Here is a 23,405-nt window from a genome sequence, read left to right as displayed (position 1 = left end):
ACGCAAAAGGGAAAGCGCGAATTTAGGTGCAGGAACGATTGATTTTTCAAAATAATTCGGCTATGATGGGTACAGATATACGGTTTCCGATGTGACTGGCGACGGAAGTGGGTAACCACGGTGGAGCATCGGAACATACGGCCGGTCGCCTGGGCAAAGAGCAGCATGCTGAAGAGCATGTCATGCTCTTTTTTCGTCTTTTGGGACAAATTTAGGTATAATAAAAGCGTCGAATTGCGGAAGCGGAGTTCATGTGCCGAGCACCGCAAGTATCAATGCAAGTGCAGCATCGTCATACTTTGGAGGAGGTTTATACGTGAAAATTGCCATTGGGGCCGATCATGCCGGCTATCGGCTGAAGGACGAAATTGTACCATTTCTGCTATCGCTTGGACACGAAATTGAAGATTTCGGTTGTGACTGCAATCAATCGGTTGATTACCCGGACTATGCACTGCCTGTAGCTGAAAAGGTGGCAAGCGGGGAAGTGGACCGCGGCATTCTCATTTGTGGAACAGGCATTGGCATGTCGATTGCCGCTAATAAGGTTAAAGGCATCCGCTGTGCGCTGGTGCACGATTTATTTTCCGCCAAAGCGACGCGCGAGCATAATGATACGAATGTAATTGCACTGGGTGAGCGTGTCATTGGCCCAGGTGTTGCACAGGAAATTCTTCGCATTTGGCTGGACACGCCATTCTCCGGCGGCGAACGCCATGCGGGACGCATTCATAAAGTAGGCCAAATCGAGCAAAAATATAACGCTTAAGCTAAATGAGCGCGGAAGAAGGCGTTGTTCCATGCTTGCATGGAAACGGTTAGTCAGACAAGGAGGCTGCCTGCGATGGGAGCAAACGAGGAAACGATAGCGATAGCAAGTGCAGTAGAGACGATCGTTCGCGAGCTTGCGGCAGCGGGCAGCCTGCGGGCTGGACAGCTTCTCGTCATCGGCACGAGCACGAGCGAGGTGCTGGGCCGGCGCATTGGAACGTCGGGCACGCTCCAAGCTGCTGCGGAAATTTTCGCTGGAGTGGAGGCTGTGCGCCGCGACATTGGCTTTTATCCCGTGTATCAATGCTGCGAGCATTTAAACCGTGCGCTCGTTATCGAGCGTGATGCCGCTGAACGCTATGGGCTTGAACAGGTCGCGGCGATTCCCGTTCCGAAGGCAGGAGGCTCCATGGCGGCTTACGCATATCGGCACATCAGCGATGCTTGCCTCGTCGAGACGGTAGCCGCTCATGCTGGAATCGATATCGGCGATACTTTCATCGGTATGCATTTGCGCAGAGTAGCGGTTCCGGTGCGGCCTTCTATCCGCAGCATTGGCGAGGCGCATGTCACGATGGCGGTTACGCGGCCAAAGCTGATTGGCGGTGTGCGTGCGGTGTACGAGCTTGGTGGCGTGGCAGACAGCCGTGATGCTGTTGTGTTGACTCCGGAGCAGTCGGCCGGGACTTGCGATTAATCATTAGTATTTCATAAGCGTTTAATATTGGCGGATCGAGCGTATATCCCGTAGAACATATATCTGACGAGCATATCCTGCTTAATCCTTATTTATATAACAAGTACACACTACTGAGGAGGCAATTATAATGGAAAATCTACGTAAACAAGATCCAGAGGTTTTGAAAGCAATGGGACTGGAATTACAGCGTCAACGCGATAACATCGAGCTAATCGCATCAGAAAATATCGTAAGCGAAGCTGTTCTGGAAGCTTTGGGTTCTGCTTTGACGAACAAATATGCGGAAGGCTACCCAGGCAAACGTTTCTATGGCGGCTGTGAGCATGTGGACATCGTTGAAGATATCGCACGCGATCGTGCAAAAGAGCTGTTTGGCGCAGACCATGCGAACGTACAGCCGCATTCCGGCGCACAAGCGAACATGGCTGTTTATTTGGCGGCGCTTAAGCCTGGCGACACGGTACTGGGCATGAATTTGGCACATGGCGGCCACTTGACGCACGGCAGCCCGGTTAATGCTTCCGGCTTGCTTTACAACTTTGTAGCATACGGCGTAAATGAAGAATCCTTCACGATTGATTATGAAGAAGTTCGCAAAGCGGCATTCAAGCACCGCCCTCGCATGATCGTAGCTGGTGCATCTGCATACCCGCGTATTATTGATTTCGAAAAAATGGCTAAAATCGCCAACGATGTAGGCGCGCTATTTTTTGTAGATATGGCTCATATTGCAGGTCTTGTGGCTGCTGGTCTTCATCCTAACCCAGTGCCGCATGCACATTTCGTTACAACAACAACGCACAAAACGCTTCGCGGTCCTCGCGGCGGCTTGATCTTGTGCCGCAAAGAGTGGGCAGCTGCGATCGACAAAGCGGTATTCCCAGGTACACAAGGCGGCCCTCTGATGCACGTTATTGCGGCTAAAGCAGTAGCGCTCGGCGAAGCTTTGCAGCCATCGTTCAAAACATACGCGCAAAACGTTGTGAAAAATGCTGCGGTTCTGTCCGATACGCTCGTTGCTGAAGGCATTAACATCGTATCCGGCGGCACAGACAACCACCTGATGCTGATCGACACGCGTACCCTGAACATCACAGGCAAGGAAGCCGAGCACGTGCTGGATTCAATCGGTATTACAGCTAACAAAAACGCGATTCCTTTCGATCCAACGAGCCCGTTCATCACTAGCGGTATCCGTCTTGGAACGCCAGCTGCCACTTCGCGCGGCATGGATGAGAAAGCGATGAAAGTAATCGGCGAAGTGATCGCTGTTACGCTGAAAAATCCGAAGGATGAGGCAACGCTTGAAAAATCCCGCCAAATCGTTCGCGATCTGACATCGCAATATCCGCTTTATCCAGAACTGAAATACTAATCTTAAACTTTTGAAAAATGCCGCATAGGGCTTCGGCCTATATGCGGCATTTTTGCGTATAAACAAGCGTATGAAGGCTTTCGTTTCATTATTAAAAGGGATTTTTATTCATTTTTGGTAGATATATTATGCAGCAAAACCATTCGGCATGCTACAATAGTACAGACAAAGCTAAATGGAAGGTGATGGTACAGCCATGAGCAATACGATTTTTCTCGTTCTGATTTACGTTGTAATTATCGTACTTGTAATTGTAATCGTAACCCGAGCCAATCGTTCGCGAAAAAGAAATGATAATGGCCATTCGCTGGGCAAGCGAAGCTTGTCGTTAGCCTCTTGGCCGTCTGAGGAGCCGCCGCTTGCGCTGGGAGTTCCTTACCAGCATCCTGCCCGTCCGGCTGCCGAACGTCTTGAGGCTGCCCTTACGAATGATTTTGAAAGCCGGATCAAGGATCGCGTGCTCAAGCAGCTGCCTAGCTTGTCCGATAAGGAATGGAAATGGACCTTTTTTGAGCTGAAACGATTTTTTCTAATGTGCGGACTGCTTCGGGGAGTTCCGATGTACAGCGGCCGTGCGGATCTCATCTGGCATGAAATGCTGATGTTTACGCGGGAGTATGAGCAGTTTTGCACATCCTTCTGTGGCGGGCTGATTCATCATGCCCCGCACGCTGAAAATGAACGTCCAAATGTCGATGGCCGGGCCTGGTTTGACTGGGTATACGCAGAGCTGTTCCAGCAAACGCCGGCAAGCGGGCGGGTGTGGGGCGCCTTTTTCAAGACGCCGCTTCCTCGCGAGTGGACGGATGAGTTTGCAGAGCAATCGGAGCAGGTGCTGACGGAAAAATGGTTTAATGCTAAAGCAGCGGCAGCATACCCCGATATGCAGAAGACGATAGATTATTTGCAGTGGCGCTTGAAATCGCAGCTACATAATAGCGATGAGCAGGTTAAGCCTTATCCGGTGGGCGCCTCTTCCTCCTGGAAGGGCGGCTATGATCCGGTAGTTGGAGCGACAGGCATGCTGTCCGGCATGCTCATTTTTCATTCCATATCCGCTTCTTCGCCTAATGACTTTGCCGAGCAAATGAATGCAGCGCAGACAAAAGCCCAAAGAGATGCAAATGGCAGCGGGTCGTCGACATACGGCTGCGACGGATTGGGCTCCTCTCATGACCGTGATGATTCCAGCGGCGGCCATGACAGCGGCAGCGACTCATCCAGCTCCTGCGGAGGCAGTAGCGGGGGAGACAGCGGTGGCGGCTGTGGCGGCGGCTGCAGCAGCTAAAAACGGACGATTTTTCAAAGTGAAAAATCACAGGATGCATCAGGCCTTTTACAATGCTATAATATACGGGATTGTGTCTACAGATACAGAAATACGTTATCACACAGGAGGAATAACGCTCCATGAGCAAATTGGTCATCTGCGACCATCCGTTAATCCAGCATAAGCTGACCTTTATTCGGAATAAAGATACGAATACGAAAGATTTTCGGGAACTGGTTGATGAAGTAGCAACATTAATGGCATATGAAATTACAAGGGACATCCCGCTTGAAACGATTACCGTACAGACGCCGGTTGCGCAGACGCCATCGAAGGTCGTATCGGGACGCATGCTGGGTCTTGTTCCGATTTTGCGCGCCGGCCTTGGCATGGTAGAGGGTATTTTGAAGCTTATTCCTGCTGCAAAGGTTGGTCATATCGGCTTGTTCCGCGATCATGAAACGCTACAGCCAACGGAATATTATATCAACCTGCCGACGGATGCTCCGAATCGCCTGCTCGTTGTTGTGGATCCGATGCTGGCTACTGGCGGCTCCGCAATCGCGGCTATTACTGCGCTCAAAAAACGCGACTGCGAGCATATTAAGCTGATGTGTCTAATTGCTGCGCCTGAAGGCGTGAAGGCCGTACAGGAAGCGCACCCGGACATCGATATTTATATTGCCGCGCTGGATGAGTGTCTGAACGAGAAGGGCTATATTGTTCCAGGTCTTGGAGACGCGGGTGACCGCATGTTCGGCACTAATTAGCGCCTGCCTGGCGCAAGCAGATTATAGGAGTGAATTGTTTTGTCCAAATTAAAAGTAATGACTATTTTCGGTACGCGCCCGGAAGCAGTTAAAATGGCGCCGCTTGTTCTTGAGTTGAACAAGCACTCGGACGATATTGAATCTATCGTCTGCGTAACTGCGCAGCACCGTCATATGCTGGATCAGGTGCTTGATTTTTTTGAAATCCAGCCGAACTATGATTTGAATGTGATGAAGGACCGCCAGACGCTAACGGAAACGACCGTACGCGTTTTGGAGGGCCTTGATCCGATTTTGGCGGAAGCAAAGCCGGATATCGTGCTGGTGCACGGTGACACACAGACGACGTTTCTTGCCAGCTACGCTGCTTTCCTGAAGCAAATCCAGGTGGGTCATGTGGAAGCGGGCCTTCGGACTTGGAACAAGCTGTCCCCGTACCCGGAAGAGATGAACCGCCAGCTTGCAGGCGTGTTGTCTGATGTGCATTTTGCTCCGACTTCTTGGTCGGCTAGCAATTTGCTCAAGGAGAACAAGTCGGAAAAGACGGTTTATGTGACGGGAAATACGGCAACGGACGTATTCCAATACACGGTGGATCCTTCCTTTGCTCACCCGGTTATCGACTGGGCGAAGGGCAAACGGATGATTTTGATGACGGCGCATCGCCGCGAGTCGCTGGGCGAGCCGCATCGCAATATTTTCCGTGCGGTAAAACGCATTGCCGATGAGCATGAGGATGTTGCCATTGTCTATGCCGTTCACCCGAACCCAGCCGTCAAAGAACCGGCAACGGAAATTCTCGGCGGCCATCCGCGTATTCAGCTTATCGATCCGCTGGATGTGTTTGAATTCCATAATTTTTATCCACATGCCTATATGATTTTGACCGATTCCGGCGGCCTTCAGGAGGAAGCTCCTTCGTTTGGAGTGCCAACGCTGGTGCTTCGCAATACAACAGAGCGTCCTGAAGGTATTGAGGCGGGTACACTTGAGCTTGTGGGTACGGATGAAGAGGTTGTTTACAGCCGGGCAAGCGCCTTGCTTAACGATGCTTCCTTGTATGAAAAGATGAGCCATGCGGCAAATCCATACGGTGATGGACAAGCTTCGACACGTATCGTGCAAGCTTTGCTGCATCATTTTGGAAGAAATTCTGAGCGTCCCGATCCGTTCACACAACGTTCATAGTTTACACATGGTCTTATAAATAGCGGCGCAATGCACAGCATACAGTTGTACTGTATGGTTTTGTCGGCTCTGAGGGCTTGATTTGACTGGCTTTTGGGCAATCTGTACAGTAAAACTATACAGGATTATCAATTGACAAACCTTGCGCCGCTTGGATAAAATAAATGAGGATTGACAGGGGTATGGGCCATGGATAAAAAGAACAGAAGAGACAATCCGCTGTTTGCCGCAGGTCTTGTCGGCGGGCTCGGACTGCAAGTCGCTATTTGTATCTTTTTAGGGTACTTTCTCGGATCGTCGCTCGGTGAACGCTTTGGCGGAGGTTCGGGTTGGACGGTTGGAGGCATACTGGTCGGTCTGGCTGTCGGTCTTCTCTCAGGCATTCTGCTTGTGAAGAAGGTAATGGAGGATGCCGATGGATAAAATAATGAACACTGCAGTAAGGTCGCTACTCTTCATGATGGGTGTGTGTCTGATTGTCTGGGCGTTTATGCCGAACTGGCGAACAGTTGCACTTGGTCTTCTACTGGGTCTTGCAGCGAGTTTCATGAATGCGTTTTTACTGAGGCGCAGAGTGGAAATGATTACGCTTAAAGCAGCAGGAGGAAGCTCTCGCAGAATGGGTATGGGGCTTGGAAGCCGCATCGCTATGGTGCTGCTGGTTGCCATGGTTGCTTATCGCTTTCCGGAAGACTTCAGCATGCCAGCCGCATTAATTGGCTGTATGGTTATGCCTTTTATTCTTCTGGTAGCAGCTTATATTCATAATAGAAATAAACTTTAGTGGAAAGGGGTGAGAATTTTACATGCATGAATTTCCGGTGTGGCAGCTCGGATCGCTGCAGATCGACATTTCAACGTTCATTGCGATAACGGTTTCCGCCATCATCACCTTTGTTGTGGCGAGACTTGCTGTGCGCAATTTATCGGTGGACAACCCTTCCAAGATGCAAAACTTTTTGGAATGGGCCGTCGAATTTGTTCACAATCTGATTGCCAGCGCAATGCCGCTTAATCGCGTCAAGCCTTTCATTTCCTTGGGTATGACGTTGATTATGTTTATTTTCATCTCCAACCTGCTAGGTTTGCCTTTCGGTATCGTGACAGAAGTCCATCACGCTTATCCGGCACTAGGCATTACAGAGGAGCTGTTGCAGGAGAAGGGCGGACATCTGGAGCTAGCCTGGTGGAAATCACCTACGGCTGACATTAATGTTACCGCAGGGCTAGCGCTGATCGTATTCATACTCGTGCATTATTTGGGCGTGAGATTGAACAGCAAGCATTACGTGAAACACTATTTCCATCCGTTTCCAATTTTTCTGCCGATCAACTTGATCGAGACAATCTCGAAGCCAGTAACTTTGGCGCTACGGCTATTCGCCAACATCTATGCGGGCGAAGTGCTGATCTCGACCATTTTGATGCTGGGGGTTATCGGTACTCCGTTCCTCGCGGCTTGGCAAGCGTTCAGTATCTTTGTCGGCGCAATTCAGGCCTTCTTGTTCACTATGCTTACGATGGTGTACATTTCACAGGCCGCAATTCACGAGGAAGACCATTAAGTTAAGCTTGATGCCTAGGATTTAATTACCCCCTAGGTTAGCAATACAAAACCAAAACGAGATATTATTGAGGAGGATTTTTAAAATGGAAGTATTGGCAGCAGCATTGGCAGTTGGTTTGGCCGCAATTGGCGCAGGTGTAGGTAACGGTATGATCGTCAGCAAAACAGTTGAAGGTATCGCTCGTCAGCCTGAGCTTCAAGGTAAATTGCAAACAACAATGTTTATCGGTGTAGGTATCGTCGAAGTTGTGCCGATCATCGGCGTAGTTATTGGCTTCCTTGCTTTCTTTAAATAAGTTAAACACGTATCTGGCGGGGAAGGCCTAGCCCTCTTCGCCTTCGTTGTGATTGTGACAATTTTGTGGTAAGAAAGGAGTGGCTTTAATGGCATTGCATTGGGAATCGACAGTATATGCGATAGTAGCTTTTTTAGTATTGTACTGGTTGCTGAACAAGTACGCATTCGGTCCGCTGCTCGGCGTTATGGAGAAACGGAGACAGCTCGTGCTTGAACAGATGAATACAGCTGAATCCAGCCGTAAGCAAGCTGAGCAGCAAATGGTTGAGCAGAAAGCGGCTCTTGAGCAGGCTCGTAAAGAGGCTTACGAAATTATTGAGCAATCGAGAGTTACAAGCAGCAAGCAAGCTGATGAGATCGTGAACACTGCTAAGACAGAGGCGTCGCGCTTGAAAGATGATGCTCTTAAAGACATCGAAAGCGAGAAAAACAAGGCAATTGCAGCACTTCGTTCTGAAGTTGGCGGCATCTCCGTTCAAATCGCTTCGAAAATCATTGAGAAGCAAGTCGATGAGAAATCACAAGAGCAGCTTGTTAATCAATACCTGAAAGAAGTAAGCGGCAAATGAGCCGGGACGCAGCGGTAGCGAAGCGCTACGCCAAAGCGTTGTTCGAGCTTGCACAGCAAGGCGGCATTATTTCTGAGGTAGAGCAGCAGCTGCAAGCTATTGCACAATCGCTTGGAGAAGATTTGGAAATCCAAAAGTTTCTAAGCTATCCGAATATTGATGCTTCGAAGAAGCTGGCCGTTCTTAAAGCCGCTTTCGGTGGAAGCATTTCCGAATTGCTGCTGAATACGCTGGAGCTGGTTTTTGTGCGCGGGCGTCAGGAGCTAATTGTGGAAATCTACGAAGCATTTACAAAAATCGCAGGCGATGAGCTTAAGCAAGCGCATGCGACGGTATATACAGCTCGTCTTTTGAATGACGCAGAACTGGCAGAGGTTGCAGTTCAGTTTGGCGGATTGACGGGCAAAACCATTATTGCTGAGCAAGTCGTAGAGCCTGCCCTTCTGGGTGGAGTGAAGGTCCGCATTGGCGACCGCCTTTACGATGGCAGCTTGTCCGGCAAGCTTGAACGGTTAGAAAAACAGTTAAAATCTAAAGCACTGTAGATAGGGGTGAGCGAATTGAGTATCAGACCTGATGAAATCAGCACGCTGATTAAGCAGCAGATCGAACAATATAAATCCGAAATTCAAGTCGTGGATGTTGGCACCGTTATTAGCATCGGTGACGGTATCGCTCGCGTTCACGGTTTGGAAAATGCGATGCAAGGCGAATTGCTCGAATTCTCCAACGGTGTTGTCGGCATGGCATTGAACCTTGAAGAAAGCAACGTCGGTGTCGTTATTCTCGGTCCTTACAAGGACATTCGTGAAGGCGATCAAGTAAAACGTACAGGCCGTATCATGGAAGTTCCAGTTGGCGAAGAGCTGCTGGGCCGCGTTGTGAACCCGCTTGGACAGCCGCTTGACGGCAAAGGTCCAATCAACACGAAGCATTCCCGTCCGGTTGAATCTCCAGCTCCAGGCGTTATCGACCGTAAATCGGTTCATGAGCCTATGCAAACAGGTATTAAAGCGATCGACGCAATGGTTCCAGTTGGCCGTGGTCAACGTGAGCTTATTATCGGCGACCGTCAAACAGGTAAAACAGCGATCGCGATTGATGCGATCATCAACCAAAAAGGCAACGGCGTAAAATGTATTTATGTCGCTGTCGGCCAAAAGCAATCCACTGTTGCTAACGTTGTAGAAACCCTTCGCCGTCACGGCGCTTTGGAATATACAATCGTTGTAACTGCAGGCGCTTCCGAGCCAGCTCCACTCTTGTTCCTGGCTCCTTATGCAGGCTGCTCAATGGGCGAATACTTCATGTACAAAGGCGAGCATGTACTCGTTATTTACGATGATTTGTCGAAACAAGCGGCAGCATACCGTGAGCTTTCCTTGCTGCTTCGCCGTCCACCGGGTCGGGAAGCTTACCCAGGTGACGTTTTCTATCTTCACTCCCGTTTGCTTGAGCGCGCAGCTAAGCTGAGCGATGCAAGAGGCGGCGGTTCCTTGACTGCCCTTCCTTTCATCGAGACACAAGCTTCTGACGTATCGGCTTACATCCCGACGAACGTTATCTCGATCACTGACGGTCAAATCTTCCTGGAAGCGGATCTGTTCTACTCCGGTCAACGTCCAGCGGTTAACGTTGGTATCTCGGTATCCCGTGTCGGTGGTTCCGCACAAATTAAAGCGATGAAAAAGGTTGCCGGTACGCTCCGTCTTGACCTTGCGGCTTACCGTGAGCTTCAAGCGTTCTCGCAATTCGGTTCCGACCTTGATAAATCAACGCTTGCCCGTCTAAACCGTGGTGCTCGCACAATGGAAATCCTGAAACAAGGCGTTAACCAGCCGATGCCGGTTGAGAAGCAAGTAATCTCGATCTACTCTGCGGTTAAAGGTCATCTGGATGAAATTCCGGTTGCTGACATTTTGCGCTTTGAGAAAGAATTCCTGGCGTTCCTCGATTCCAATCACCCGGAAATCGGCAATTCGATCCGCGATACGAAGGATCTGGTTGCTGATAACGAGAAAGCCCTTGTTGATGCGATCAACAAATTTAAGAAAAGCTTTGCCGTATCGGCTTAATTTTGGAGCTTGTGAGGAACGATAGGTTCCTCTAAGTTCTTATATATGCTGCTCGTACCAATCATTAGGCTTCGCAGCCATCCCTTATAGCTTGCGCGGCTCTATATCCGAGCTTGCGTACAGGAAAGCTGCGAGGCAACAAAGGCGGGTGAAACCAAATGGCTAAAGGTATGCGCGATATTAAACGCGAAATCAAGAGTAAACAAAATACGAAGCAGATTACGAAGGCGATGGAAATGGTCGCAGCTTCCAGGCTGAGAAGAGCGCAGGAAGCTGCACAGGCATCCCGCCCGTATTCAGAGAAGCTGAAGGAAGTTGTGGCTAGCATCGCTGCTGGTACGAAAGACGTTAAGCACCCAATGCTGGAAACCCGTCCGATCAAAAAGACAGGTTATCTTGTCATCACGTCTGATCGTGGTCTGGCAGGCGGCTACAACGCCAACGTGCTTCGTAAGGTAACGGACACGATTCGCAGCAAGCATAAGTCGAACGATGATTTCGTATTGTTCGTCATCGGCAAGAAGGGCCGGGATTATTTCCGCCGCCGCAATATGCCGATCGTAGAAGAAGTAACCGGTCTTCCGGATGCTCCTACGTTTGCAGATATCAAGATCGTAGCTTCGACAGCAGTTCAGAAATTTGCCGACGGCACTTTTGACGAGCTGTACGTGTATTACAATAAATTCGTTAATGCTATTACCCAAATTCCTACGGAAATGCGCCTGCTGCCGCTTGATTCGGTAGATGGAAGCGCAGCTTCTACAGCAGCGTACGAATACGAGCCATCGCCGGAAGGCGTGCTAGAGGCATTGCTGCCTAAATATGCGGAGACGCTTATTTACAGCGCATTGCTGGACGGCAAGGCAAGTGAGTTCGGTGCTAGGATGACGGCTATGGGCAGTGCGACGAAAAATGCGACGAAGATGATCAGCGGTTTGACGCTTACGTACAACCGTGCTCGTCAAGCGGCAATCACACAGGAAATTTCCGAGATCGTTGCAGGAGCGAATGCTGCTCAATCTTAGGTAACACGCTACGCAAGCAGAAGCCCTGAGAGAGGCTGCTCTGCTTGCTAGTAACAAGAAGGAACCAGGAGGGAATACCATGAAAAAAGGACGCGTTGTATCCGTCATGGGTCCGGTCGTCGATCTAGAGTTCGAACGCGGCAACCTGCCGGAAATTTTGAACGCTGTCAAAATCGAGAAGAAGGGCGAAAATGGCGGTGTAGATATTAATCTAACGCTTGAAGTCGCTGTTCACCTCGGTGACAATAAAGTCCGTGCTGTAGCGATGAGCACAACAGACGGTCTTGTACGCGGTACTGAAGCCATTGATACTGGCGCTCCAATCACGATTCCGGTTGGCGCTCCAACACTCGGCCGTGTATTTAACGTACTGGGACAACCGATCGATGAAGCTGGCGATGCTACTTCTTCAATCAATCTTCCTATTCACCGTGAAGCTCCTGCTTTCGACGAATTGTCGACACAATCGGAAATTCTCGAAACAGGAATTAAAGTTATCGACTTGCTGGCACCATACGCAAAAGGCGGTAAAATCGGCCTCTTCGGCGGCGCGGGCGTAGGTAAAACGGTAACGATTCAAGAGCTGATCAACAACATCGCACAAGAGCACGGCGGTATTTCCGTATTCGCGGGTGTTGGTGAGCGTACGCGTGAGGGTAATGACTTGTACCACGAGATGAAAGACTCCGGCGTACTTAGCAAAACAGCAATGGTATTCGGACAAATGAATGAGCCGCCAGGCGCACGTCAGCGTGTAGCTCTAACGGGTCTGACAATGGCTGAATATTTCCGTGATGAGGAAGGCAAAGACGTACTTCTGTTCGTCGATAACATCTTCCGTTTCACACAAGCAGGTTCCGAGGTTTCGGCCCTTCTAGGCCGTATGCCTTCCGCGGTAGGTTACCAGCCAACACTGGCAACTGAAATGGGTCAACTGCAAGAGCGTATTACTTCAACGAAAAAAGGTTCGGTTACTTCGATCCAAGCGATCTATGTACCTGCCGATGACTATACGGATCCAGCTCCAGCAACGACGTTTGCCCACTTGGATGCAACGACTAACCTTGAGCGTAAAATTTCCGAAATGGGTATTTTCCCTGCGGTAGATCCACTTGCTTCATCTTCCCGTATCCTTAGTCCGGATATTCTTGGCGAAGAGCATTACAATGTAGCTCAAGGCGTTAAGAAAATTCTTCAGCGCTATAAAGAGCTTCAAGATATTATCGCGATTCTTGGTATGGACGAGCTGTCCGAGGAAGATAAGTTGACCGTTGCTCGCGCACGTAAAATTCAACTCTTCTTGTCTCAGCCGTTCCACGTTGCCGAGCCTTTCACAGGCATCAAAGGTAAATATGTACCAGTTAAAGAATCCGTGCGCAGCTTCAAAGAAATTCTCGAGGGCAAACATGACAACCTTCCGGAAGAAGCTTTCCGATATGTAGGTGTGATTGAAGAGGCCGTGGAGAAAGCCAAAACGCTGTAGTAGCGAAAGGCGGGAGGAATCCACATGAGTACCTTTTTGGTAGAAGTCGTTACTCCTGAGCGTAAAGTGTACGCGGAGAATGCGAATATGGTTAGTGTAAAAGGCGTTGAAGGCGAGCTTGGCATTTTGCCAAACCACATTCCGCTCGTAACACAGCTTCGTATTGCACCAGTTGTAATCAAGCGCGATGGAAAAGTTGATGTTATTGCTGTAAATGGTGGTTTTATCGAGGTTCGTAAAGATAAAATCGTTATTTTGGCGGAAAGCGCCGAGCTTGCGACCGATATTGATCTTGATCGTGCGAAAGCAGCGAAAGCACGCGCTGAGCAGCTTCTGTCTGCCAAACGCGATGAGATCGATTTCCGCCGTGCGGAGCTTGCTTTGCAGCGTGCAATGAACCGTATTGGCACAGCGAAAAAATAATACTTGATACCCAAACACCGTTAATGTCCTGTAAGAGGCGTTAGCGGTGTTTTTTGTAAATGACAACGCAGGAGAGGAGCCCTCCACTATGATTGATATTCATACACATATTCTTCCCGGTATTGATGATGGTGCGGCCCGCCTGGAAGATTCGGTTGCACTGGCAAGAGCGGCTGCTGCCGAGGGAATCAAAACGATTATTGCGACTCCCCATCACCATAATGGGAGATATGTGAATCCGGCTCAAGTTGTGGAAGAGCTGACTCGTACGCTCAATGAGCTGCTGCAGGAGCTGGATATTCCGCTTGTTGTGCATACCGGACAGGAAGTGCGGCTGCATCAGGAGCTGCTGGACCACTTTCAGCAGGGTAGCTTGCTGACGCTGGCGGGTTCATCCTACATGCTGCTAGAGCTGCCATCCTCCCATATTCCGAAAAATACGGAGCAAACCGTCTATGAGCTTGGATTGCTCGGCATTCATGCGATTATTGCCCATCCGGAGCGGAACGCGGCCATCATTCAGCAGCCGGAGCGGCTCGAAGAGCTTGTGCGGCTTGGTGCATTTGGGCAAGTGACGAGCCATTCCCTGCTGGGCGCTTTCGGCAAGACGGTGGAGCGAGCCTCATGGAAGCTGTGTGAAGCGGGACTTATTCATCTTGTGTCATCTGATGCGCATCATGTGGAGCGCAGAGGATTTAGGCTGAAGGAAGCGTATGACCGAATACAGAAGGTTATGGGCACGGAATGGTCGGATTATTTTCAGCAAAATGCTGCTCTGCTATTAAGGGATGAGGCCCTTGCTGATGCGCCAGATTGGCAGGGCAGTGCTGCGGCAAACCGCTGGAAGGCTTTTAAATCATTTTTCAAGAAGTAATGGATTTTCATTTATATTTATCAAATGAGCCTTTTGAACTAATCATTCAACATAATGAGCAAACCAATCAATTGTACGGAATTCGTGCAGATGATTGGTTTTTTTTCGTTCAAATCTCTGCTAGCTAAACATATTTGGTTAAAAAAGCTAACATTTTTCTATGAAAACGGTGGAAATGTATGTTAATATACTTTACATATAAGAAGATTAAGGAAGGGCATAGGGGGAGTGCGTATGTTTGATTGGCTAGGTACAAGGACGGGGTTTCCACTGTGGGTATCATGGAAGCTCAATTCTGGCATTAAGGAAGATGTCGAGCACATTTTCGAAGGCGTTGCAGATACTCGCAAAGAGCTGCTGCTGCAATGGGCGGATGAGTATTGGGGGCATATGGAGCGCCTGTCGAATCAATTAGCGGATGGCCTATCCGCACTGCAAACCGCTGCGTTCTCAAAAGAACAGCAGAAATGGATAGCTCCTTTGCTCGAACGATCCTATGCGAGGGGTACGGATTTTACGGAGCTGTTCCTCCTAGACAACCACAACCATGTAGCTCACTCCACCTATCCCACACATATCGGCACACATTATGGAGAGGGCAGTCCCCTGTCTCCAGGTATGCAATACACCCAAATAGGCAGCCCAGCGGGCAGACGCTGCTTCTTTGGTCCTTTCGAAGACGTGATGACACTCAAGCTAGGGGCTCGAACGTCCTCTTTTCACGACAAAATGACGATCATGTTCATGCAGCCGCTGCATGTGAACGGCAGCAGAGTCGGAACCTTATGCGGGAGAGTGCCTAACGATGTGCTGGGCGATTTGATTCAGCGTGAGTCAGGGCATGTATATCCGGATTCAGGCGACAATTATTTGTTTATGGCAGAGCCTAGCCTGCAGCGTAATATTGTGCCTGGAACTGCGTTGTCCCGCAGCCGCTTTGAGGATCGTACATTCACACATGGCGAAAATTTAAAGGATGGCGTAACGACAGACTGGGGTACCGTATCAATTAAGGAACATACTGAGCTGGAAATTATTTTTACCGATCCGGCAACGGGCGAGCTGCATCCTGGCGTCGCAGGCACGATTCGCAATGGCAGTAATTTGTTCGCGCAGTTCCCTGGTTATTCGGATTATCGCCACATTGCCGTCATAGGCAAAGGCGTTACCTTCCGAATGCCTCATTGCCCTGACCTATGGGGGATGATGTGCGAGGGCGATCTGGAAGAGGTTTACCGGCTGCGCAGTATTGGCTGGCGGCAGCGCAAGCTGCAAATGTATGCGGCAATGCTGCAAAGCGTACTAACGTTTCTGCTTGCTTCACTGGTAATCGGCTATATGCCGCTATGGGGAGCGGCAGCTGTGCTTGGCGGATTTAATTTGCTGTTCGGCATTTTGTTTGCGATGTCGGTGCAGCGCAAGGAATCACAGCGGGTGACGAGGCACATGGAGCGAATCAACCGTTTTATTCGCATTAATGCCGAGGGGAAAGGCGATTTAACCCAGCGGCTGTCAACGAATGAGTTCGATTGCGACGAGACGCAGGAGCTGGCAAAATGGATCAACAATATGATCGATTCCCTCGAAGGCATTATGCTGCAGGTGAAGCTTACTGCTGCCGAGGTGCTGAGCAGCCAGTCCGTTATGAATGAATCTTCTGCGAATACTGCCTTGTCAACGGAGCGTGTAGGCAGCAAGGTAGGACATATGATTGGCAGCCTGCGCCACCAATTGAAGGATATTGACAAGGCGAAGCATGCGGCTGGCGAAATGCGCGATACGCTATCCGTGCTGGAGACCCAGGCGGCAGAGCAAATCGCAGTCGCGCAAACGGAGGTGGGCCGTATTGGGGAGAAGATGCAGCATATTTCCTCTAAGGTAGGAGATACGAACGGTACAATTCGCAAGTTTATGAAGACGGTGGAAGATATTCGCGATGTGCTGCAGGTAATTGAGGAGATATCTTCGCAAACCAATTTGCTGGCATTAAATGCTTCTATTGAGGCGGCGCGTGTCGGTGAGCAGGGGCGTGGCTTCGCGGTCGTCGCTTCCGAAATCCGTAAGCTGGCGGAATTGACGAAGAAATCGACAGAGGAAGTACATGGGATTACGCAGCAAATTTATTTAGAAGCCGAACAGGCCTATCATTCTATGGACGAAGGTACGAAAGTTGTAGAAGAGGGAACTGAGCTGGTTGCCGCCGCAGCCCGCACGCTGCAATCGGCGCAAGCGGACGATCAACGCAAAACCCAGGTTGTGGAGGAGGTTGTTAAGCTGATGGAGCAAATTGCCGAGGTCAGCCTGCAAAATCGCTCGGTTTCCTCTGATGTGGAAGGACAAGTGCAGGAGCTGATTGTGGAGATGGATAACGTACGCCATACATCAACGAATGTCGAGTCTATTACAATGCTGCTTCAGCAGCTCGTAGGCCAATTCAAATTAACAGAATCTAGAATCAGATAACGGTCACAAGCAGGCAGATAATAGAATAGTAGGGCGGGAAAAGGCTTGCGGATCGCGGTTTTCAGCGGTTTGGCAGGCCTTTTCACTGTGGGCGCATCTAAAACTCCATCATAGACGGTAGTGGGAGCATTTGTTATAATTGTAACTATTATTAGATTGGAAAAAAGCAAAATGCAACCCTTTTTCATCGGATAGTTGAAGGTGACGGCAAAGGGAAGATAGCGCCATGCTAGGCTAGCATGCATGGGCGGAGCAAATCCCTTTTTGCAAGGACCGAAGCTTATGATTAGCTCGGTCCTTTTATGTTAAACTTAGGTGAGGGAGAGTGCGGTTCATTGTTTAATGAATGGTTTACGGCAGAAACAACCGCGTTCTTCCTTTATTCGGCCCTTGTTGTCGCGGGCTCTTTCATTATGATTCACGCCAGGATGCTGCCCAGGCTGGCACTAGGCGTAGTGTTCACGATTATTGGAAATTCAGGGCTGCTCGTCCGACTGGATGCTGGTCTGATTGCGCTTTTTCAGGCACTCTTGTATGTGGGGACAATGGGGATATTACTAGGCTCAGAGATTAGGAGACATTCGGAAATAGGCAGGCATAACCGAGCGATTGCAATCGCTTCTCGGGAAATGGCAGCTGCTGCAGGCATTCCGCTTTTACTCGCTATTCTTTTCTATGTCATTGTAGAGACGCCCTATTCTGGCGCTGAAATGCCGCTGCTTCCTGCCCATTTGATGATAGCGGCGACGCTGATGGCTATTGGTGTGTATGGGGCAATTGTCAAAAGAAATTCATTGGTGGCCTTGCTGTGTGTAAGTATCATTTTATGCGGAGCCCAGTTGAATATTGCTGCTTTAAGCTTATTTAAGCAGGGGATAGCGGAAGGGCTTCGAACTCTCCCTCTGGTGGTTTTTTTCGCTCAGGCTTCAATTGGTGTGGCCGTATTAAATGTATTATACAAACGAGACTCCACCACTAAGGAGCTGCGAGGAAATTAGTACCCGCTTTTGTCAACAAATTAGCGGTTTTTTATTTAAATATAAGATTTTATAAGTTTCACACCTATAAATAGGCTTATATTTCTCGGGCTGAAACGCGCCGCGCCGACAAAGGACGGCGACAGCCGTTTCACCTTGCGTCGCAGTCTCTAATCGTGAACAATAGTTGGACAGGAGGTGATCGTAGCAGATGCAAATGTATGCCGAGGCTGCTTTTCTTATTCCGCTGCTGCCGCTTGCTGCTTTTTTGATCCTGATGGCACTTGGCCGAGGGTCTCATCCTGCAGGTGTCTTTGTTGGAACGGGAGGCGCAGCTGCCTCGCTGCTGTTGTCGCTTCTGGTATGTATCGAGCGGTTCCGCGAGGGGGCGGTCGATTATAATGACAGCTTTAACTGGATTTCTATAGATCGCTTTACACTGCGAATTGGATTTGAAGTTACCAATATGAGCGCGCTGCTGCTGGTAGGTGTCAGCTTGCTGAGCGTTCTTGTTCATGTTTATGCCGCTGGTTACATGAAAAAGGATGAACGCTTGACGGTGTTTTACAGCTATTTATCCTTATGCACCTTCTCACTGCTAGCGCTTACTCTTGCAGATAACTTACTCGCCTTTTATTTGTTTTGGGAGCTGGCCTCCGTCAGCCTATTTCTGTTGTTTGGTTTCTGGTACGCGAAGAGTGCAGCGCGAGCCGCTGCCAATAGAGCTTTTATAATGATGCGTGTAGCTAGTGCGGGGCTGCTGCTTGCGCTGCTGCTGTTCTGGTTCATGCCGGAGCATGCGCTCGATTTTGCTGCTATACATAATGTATTTGAAGGTCAATCCGGTGCGATTGCAAAAAATATAACGCTGCTGATCGCGAGCTTGCTGCTGCTTGGAGCGGCTGGAATGGCTGCGCAGTTTCCGCTTTACGCTTGGTTAATTAGTACGGAACAAGCCCCTGCTCCAGCGAGCGCGCTGCTGCAAGGAGCCGGCATGATGTCCGGAGCGCTGCTTCTGTACAAAACGACAGAAATTTTCCAATCAGCTCCAGCCGTAACGAAGGCAGCGCTCTATATTGGCGTTGTGACAGCGGTCTACGCTGCTGTAAGGGCGCTATTGGAGCGAGATATTAATAAAATAATGATTTATTCGACGATTAGCCAGTTAGGGGTCGTTCAGCTTTCGCTTGCTATCGGGGCAGCTGCGAGCAGTATGCTTTATGTGCTGGTCCATGCGATTGTCAAAACGCTGCTCGTACTGGCAGCAGGCTATTTATTGCGGACCGTTGGAACAACGGATATAAGGGGCATGGGCGGCTTGCGCAAGCATATGCCTCTTGCAGCGTGGACGTTTTTAATTGGCGGCTTGGCTTTAAGCGGAATTCCCCCACTTACGGGCTTCTGGCTGCAGCAGTCTATTTGGGTGGAGGCATCGGAGCGGCATATAGTATGGCTAGCTGCGATCATGCTTGTACTGCTTTTGACAGCAGCTTATATGTCCCGCATGTATTTTCTTATATTTGAAGGCAAGCCGCGCTTGGCTGCAGCAGCAATACTTGATCAAGGGCAAAAGCATTCGCGCCTTATGAGCTTTTCGATTGCTGCACTTGCCATAATCGTTGTCCTTTCAAGCTTCTTTCAATTGGTCTGGGGCAGCTTGCCTGAACGATGGCTCGATGGAGAAGCGGCTGGCAGGCCGGGCAGTATGTCCGTAGTATTGATGCTGGCTGCTGTGGCGATCCTTCTAGGCGGAGCTTGGCTTGGATGGCTGAAAAACAAACGAGAAGCGAGCGAGCTGCTGTCTGAAGAAACGAAGCTTTGGGATGCTTCTGCTGGATGGGCGGCAGGCAAAGCGAGTGCGCTTCAGCGGCCGATTGCCGCCGCTGGAGCGGTATTAGCGGCGATTGAGCAAGCTATGGGCGCGCTGCCCAAGCTGGCGGCTCAGCTATTGTATGCGATGGGGAGGCTGGCTGTGAGCTGGAGCGCTCGCAGTACGATTCGAGGGATGGGACTGGCGATCATACTCGGCCTAGTCATCACGATCATCATCATGGCAGCAAAGGGGGAGTGGTAAAATGGCATTTTTGACAGAGCTGCCGCTTTTGTCTTTGATGTGGCTGACCCCTGCCGCCGGGATGCTGCTTGTACTGCTCGTCCCAGTAGGGCAAGGACGAGCGTTGCAGTCGCTTGCAGTGCTTGCGGCGCTGCTTCCGCTGCTGTTTGCCGCTTTTTTATATGCGACGTTTAATCAGCAGCAGGGAGGCGGCGCTTATGCGGAGCAGCATCCGTGGATTGAAATTCCGCTTCCTTTTGCTATATCAGCAGGACAAGCATATAGCGAAGCAAAATTATCCTTCTCCTATGCGGTTGCGGTAGATGGGCTCTCGCTGCCTTTGCTGCTCGCTGCCGCCCTAGTGACAGGGCTTGCTGTTGTGACAGCTGTTCAGCTTAAAAAGCGGCGCAAAGCGTTTTATTTTTGGCTGCTATGGTTGGAAGCTTCACTGATGGGGCTTTTTATCGCCAGAGATGTTTTGCTGTTTATTGTATTTTTACAGGCTGCGATCGTCGCTCTTTATTTTCTGGTTGGCATTTGGGGCAATCCGGATAGCGAGCGTACGGCGAATCGGCTATTGGCAGGGGCTGGACTCAGTTCCATGCTGCTGCTTGTCGTATTCCTCATTTTGACCTGTACGGCGGGTCTTCGTGTAGAAAAGGTCGGCGAGCAGCTCCAGACGGTATACAGCGGGGGATACGGGGGAATCGCCCATGGACTGCTTGCAGGAGAAATGGCAACGAGCCAAGTGGTACAAGATAGGGTAGCCGCTGAGCCATTGTCCGAAGGTGTGAGGATGGTGCTATTTATTTTGCAGCTTATCGGTTTCGGGCTGCTTATGCCGCTTCTACCTGTTCATAGCTGGCTTATGAAAGCGCAGGCCAGTGCACCAATATCGGTAGCGATGATTATTTCAGGGCTGCTTCCGGCTGCTGGGGCTTATGGACTGCTGCGTTATGGGGTATTTTTGTTTCCAGAGCAAGCGGAGAAAATGGCCCCAGCCATAGCGGCTATCGGCATTATTCAGCTTCTGTATGGGGCTTTGCTGGCGCTGCGCCAAACAGATATGAGGCAGCTGCTTGCTTACGCCTCACTTAGCCAAATGGGATTCATTTGGCTGGGTATCGCCGCCTTTAATGAGATTGGGCTGCAAGGGACGATCTTTCAGCTCATGGCGGTCAGCTTATGCTTTGCCCTGCTATGGCTCGTTGTCGGCAGCTTGCAGGAGAGGGCTAAGACGACGGCGATATCCGAGCTTGGCGGCTTGGCCCGCTCGCTTCCGTTTATTTGCGGCATGCTTATGGCCGCCGTGCTGTCGCTTATCGGCATTCCTGGCTTTGCTGGCTTTCCCGGGATTTTGCTGTCGCTGCTCGGCTTATTCGATACGCTGCCATGGCTCGCAACTGCCGCAATACCAGGAATCGTGCTCACTGCGGTTTACATGCTGAGAGGCCTGCTGAGCGTAATCTTCGGACCGATTGATGAGCGGCATAGCGCTTTCAAGGACGCCCGCTTCATTGAGGCGATGCCGATGATTATATTGCTTGCCTTTATCGTCCTACTGGGCTGCTTCCCGTCATTTTTAACTGATACGGTGCAGCAAAGCATTACAGGGCTTTATAGTCAGCTGCTGTCAGGCAGGATGGAGGGATAGGCTCATGACAAATAGTGAAGCGCTGGGGTCGCAGTTTTGGTTGGGTACGGTGCAGCTTATTCCGGAGCTGCTCCTCCTTTTGCTGCTGGTTATACTGGCTGCTGGTGACCGGTTTCGCTTGTGGAACCGAAAGGGAGCGCCGTCAGGCGGGATGATGCTGCCTTGGCTGGCCATCGTATTTGCGTCCGCTTTATGGCGCATGTTAGCGAATAATGCAGAGGCGGCGATAGCGATTGCAGAAGGCAGACAGCCCGGCGGAGTCGCGGGAATCACGTATCTTGCCTTGAATACGGAAAGCCTAATGTTTCTGCTGGCTATTGCGGGCGCGATCATAGTGGTGCTGCTCAGCCTCGGAGAAGAGCGGGAGCAGCGTATCAACCATTATTTTTATATTCCTGCAGCCCTGCTTGGTATTCGTCTGATGCTGACGCCTTCCAATCTGATTACATTGTATGTTGGACTTGAGCTATTTAGCTTGGCGGCGCTCAGCTTGATTTTTGCCTCGTTAGACAAGCGCTATAAGCAGCTTTCGCGGCCCGGGCGCCCGGCATTGCGCTTCTCGGCTCGTTCCGGTGTCGCTACTGCCCTGCTGCTGTTCGGCATGTCTTATATTTATGGTTTGACTGGAGAGCTGGACTTTTCTGCTATTCGCGCGGGCATTTCTGATTTGAAGCCGTATGCTTCACTTGTCTACATGGCTATTTTGCTGATGGCATGTGGTTTGGGTGTTAAAGTGGCAGCTCTGCCATTTGGCATTTGGGTATCAAACGATGAGAATAAAAGCACAAGCTTCTCTTATACGGCTGGCGCAATATTTCTGACGATAGCAGGCCAAGGGGCAACTGCCGCTGTATTATTTCACTTGCTCCATGAAATGGGAATTGTTGAACTATTGGGTTTCAATAGCGCTTATATCGGCTTGCAGGCAATTGCAGCTAGTCAAATAGCCTGGGGCACGGTCGCCCTGCTGAGGCAAAAGCAGGCTGCTCACATATTGGGCTGGGCGAGCGTCATCAACAGCGGTTATTTGCTTGTTCCGGTTGCGCTTAGTCTTGCACCAGTTCATAGCAGTTCATTGGCACCGCTCGTCTATCAATTCTCTGTGTATATGCTGGCGATGTTTGGGGCCACGGCAGTTTTGGCAGTCATTCAGAAATCGGTGGGGCATGGCAAGCTCAGCGGTCTTGCTGGCTTGTATCATCGGTCGCCTTGGCTCGCCGCGGCTATGGCTGTTTTCGTTCTGTCGCTTGCAGGAATGCCCGTTACAGGGGGCTTTTTTGCTAAAGTGTATATTTGGCTGGGCAGCACCGCAGCAGAGGCCTATTGGCTGCTGGGCGTCATGGCTGTGTGCAGTCTGGCGGCCGCCTATGCTTATTTCGGCTTCATCCGGCAAATGTTCATGAGAACAGGCAGCGACGAGCGAACGCTTCCGCTTGCCGCCTCTGTGGGCATTGCGATTTGCGCCGTTACTCTTGTCGTGCTGGGCTTGTTCCCAGGCTTGCTGATGAGGTAGCTGGGGCTGCTGATTGGAAGGGCCCCAACTGGGTAAGAAGACAGTATGGATTCCTGCAAGCAGGGTCTTTAGTCGTTATCTTAAGCGAGAACAAGGACAAGTCTGCTCGAAGCGCGAAAGTTACATGGGAGAGTTAGCGGATATAACGGTATTAGAATGAGAGAGTTAACGGATATAACGGCAGTAGAATGAGAGAGTTAACGGATATAACGGCAGTAGAATGAGAGAGTTAGCGGATACAACGGCATTAGATAGATGTAAATTGCGGGCAAGAATTAGTGCAAGTGCGGAGCGCAAGTGCGGAGTGCAAGTGCGGAGTGCAAGTGCGGAGTGCAAGTGCGGAGCGCAAGTGCGGAG

General features: G+C 50.3%; 22 protein-coding genes and 1 riboswitch. All 22 genes read left to right on the top strand.

Features of this window, described 5'->3' with window-relative positions:
* The first annotated feature begins 81 nt into the window (after nt 1–81).
* Nucleotides 82–162, top strand: a riboswitch (ZMP/ZTP riboswitch).
* A gap of 154 nt (nt 163–316) precedes the next feature.
* The 22 genes from rpiB (at nt 317) to ACSR9A_RS05645 (ending at nt 23,048) form a co-directional block, all read left to right on the top strand.
* Nucleotides 317–769: a ribose 5-phosphate isomerase B gene (rpiB, locus tag ACSR9A_RS05750; RefSeq protein WP_473756132.1), complete on the top strand. Its 453-nt coding sequence runs from the start codon at nt 317–319 to the stop codon at nt 767–769.
* A 75-nt stretch (nt 770–844) separates the two neighbouring features.
* Nucleotides 845–1,468: a TIGR01440 family protein gene (locus tag ACSR9A_RS05745; RefSeq protein WP_341279931.1), complete on the top strand. Its 624-nt coding sequence runs from the start codon at nt 845–847 to the stop codon at nt 1,466–1,468.
* 130 nt (nt 1,469–1,598) lie between these two features.
* Nucleotides 1,599–2,846 (top strand): serine hydroxymethyltransferase, encoded by a 1,248-nt coding sequence (locus tag ACSR9A_RS05740; RefSeq protein WP_473756131.1) that lies wholly within the window; start codon nt 1,599–1,601, stop codon nt 2,844–2,846.
* A gap of 196 nt (nt 2,847–3,042) precedes the next feature.
* A complete protein-coding gene (locus ACSR9A_RS05735; RefSeq protein ID WP_473756130.1) occupies nt 3,043–4,134 on the top strand; it encodes a glycine-rich domain-containing protein in 1,092 nt (363 codons plus the stop codon).
* 122 nt (nt 4,135–4,256) lie between these two features.
* The gene (gene upp / locus ACSR9A_RS05730) at nt 4,257–4,886 is read left to right on the top strand and encodes a uracil phosphoribosyltransferase (protein ID WP_341279928.1); all 630 of its coding nucleotides are present in this window, start codon (nt 4,257–4,259) and stop codon (nt 4,884–4,886) included.
* 39 nt (nt 4,887–4,925) lie between these two features.
* Complete coding sequence (gene wecB, locus ACSR9A_RS05725; RefSeq protein ID WP_473756129.1) at nt 4,926–6,074, top strand: non-hydrolyzing UDP-N-acetylglucosamine 2-epimerase; 1,149 nt, start codon at nt 4,926–4,928, stop codon at nt 6,072–6,074.
* A gap of 189 nt (nt 6,075–6,263) precedes the next feature.
* Entirely contained in the window at nt 6,264–6,497 is a 234-nt protein-coding gene (locus ACSR9A_RS05720) for an AtpZ/AtpI family protein (RefSeq protein WP_099518189.1), read from the top strand.
* Nucleotides 6,490–6,858, top strand: a complete 369-nt coding sequence (locus ACSR9A_RS05715) for an ATP synthase subunit I (protein WP_473756128.1) — start codon at nt 6,490–6,492, stop codon at nt 6,856–6,858. The genes ACSR9A_RS05720 and ACSR9A_RS05715 overlap by 8 nt, the downstream gene beginning before the upstream one ends.
* A gap of 22 nt (nt 6,859–6,880) precedes the next feature.
* Nucleotides 6,881–7,639, top strand: a complete 759-nt coding sequence (gene atpB, locus ACSR9A_RS05710) for a F0F1 ATP synthase subunit A (RefSeq protein ID WP_473756127.1) — start codon at nt 6,881–6,883, stop codon at nt 7,637–7,639.
* An 85-nt stretch (nt 7,640–7,724) separates the two neighbouring features.
* Nucleotides 7,725–7,937 (top strand): F0F1 ATP synthase subunit C, encoded by a 213-nt coding sequence (gene atpE, locus ACSR9A_RS05705; protein ID WP_056036771.1) that lies wholly within the window; start codon nt 7,725–7,727, stop codon nt 7,935–7,937.
* Nucleotides 7,938–8,025: 88 nt separating this feature from the next.
* Complete coding sequence (atpF, locus tag ACSR9A_RS05700) at nt 8,026–8,508, top strand: F0F1 ATP synthase subunit B (protein WP_473756126.1); 483 nt, start codon at nt 8,026–8,028, stop codon at nt 8,506–8,508.
* Nucleotides 8,505–9,053 (top strand): F0F1 ATP synthase subunit delta, encoded by a 549-nt coding sequence (locus ACSR9A_RS05695; protein ID WP_473756125.1) that lies wholly within the window; start codon nt 8,505–8,507, stop codon nt 9,051–9,053. Before atpF ends, ACSR9A_RS05695 begins: the two co-directional genes overlap by 4 nt.
* A 15-nt stretch (nt 9,054–9,068) precedes the next feature.
* Nucleotides 9,069–10,583, top strand: a complete 1,515-nt coding sequence (gene atpA / locus ACSR9A_RS05690) for a F0F1 ATP synthase subunit alpha (protein WP_056036781.1) — start codon at nt 9,069–9,071, stop codon at nt 10,581–10,583.
* Nucleotides 10,584–10,741: 158 nt separating this feature from the next.
* On the top strand, nt 10,742–11,608 hold the full coding sequence (gene atpG / locus ACSR9A_RS05685) for an ATP synthase F1 subunit gamma (RefSeq protein ID WP_473756124.1): 867 nt from the start codon (nt 10,742–10,744) through the stop codon (nt 11,606–11,608).
* 79 nt (nt 11,609–11,687) lie between these two features.
* Nucleotides 11,688–13,091: a F0F1 ATP synthase subunit beta gene (gene atpD / locus ACSR9A_RS05680; protein ID WP_341279921.1), complete on the top strand. Its 1,404-nt coding sequence runs from the start codon at nt 11,688–11,690 to the stop codon at nt 13,089–13,091.
* A 24-nt stretch (nt 13,092–13,115) separates the two neighbouring features.
* Nucleotides 13,116–13,514 carry a F0F1 ATP synthase subunit epsilon gene (locus ACSR9A_RS05675; RefSeq protein ID WP_341279920.1) on the top strand — a complete coding sequence of 133 codons (399 nt, stop codon included), beginning with the start codon at nt 13,116–13,118 and terminating at the stop codon, nt 13,512–13,514.
* Between the two features lie 88 nt (nt 13,515–13,602).
* Nucleotides 13,603–14,388, top strand: coding sequence for a tyrosine-protein phosphatase (locus ACSR9A_RS05670; RefSeq protein WP_473756123.1), 786 nt, complete (start codon nt 13,603–13,605; stop codon nt 14,386–14,388).
* Nucleotides 14,389–14,622: 234 nt separating this feature from the next.
* A complete protein-coding gene (locus tag ACSR9A_RS05665; RefSeq protein WP_473756122.1) occupies nt 14,623–16,851 on the top strand; it encodes a methyl-accepting chemotaxis protein in 2,229 nt (742 codons plus the stop codon).
* Nucleotides 16,852–17,186: 335 nt separating this feature from the next.
* Complete coding sequence (locus ACSR9A_RS05660) at nt 17,187–17,849, top strand: NADH-quinone oxidoreductase subunit K (protein ID WP_473756121.1); 663 nt, start codon at nt 17,187–17,189, stop codon at nt 17,847–17,849.
* Nucleotides 17,850–18,039: 190 nt separating this feature from the next.
* Entirely contained in the window at nt 18,040–19,902 is a 1,863-nt protein-coding gene (locus tag ACSR9A_RS05655; RefSeq protein WP_473756120.1) for an NADH-quinone oxidoreductase subunit 5 family protein, read from the top strand.
* Nucleotide 19,903: 1 nt separating this feature from the next.
* Nucleotides 19,904–21,535, top strand: coding sequence for a complex I subunit 4 family protein (locus ACSR9A_RS05650; protein WP_473756119.1), 1,632 nt, complete (start codon nt 19,904–19,906; stop codon nt 21,533–21,535).
* Nucleotides 21,536–21,539: 4 nt separating this feature from the next.
* Nucleotides 21,540–23,048, top strand: a complete 1,509-nt coding sequence (locus tag ACSR9A_RS05645) for an NADH-quinone oxidoreductase subunit N (protein WP_473756118.1) — start codon at nt 21,540–21,542, stop codon at nt 23,046–23,048.
* Nucleotides 23,049–23,405 lie beyond the last annotated feature (357 nt).

The organism is Paenibacillus sp. R-74696 (genome assembly GCF_055814915.1).
Note: the sequence above shows the minus strand (reverse complement) of the source record. Positions and strands in the feature narration are given on the sequence as shown.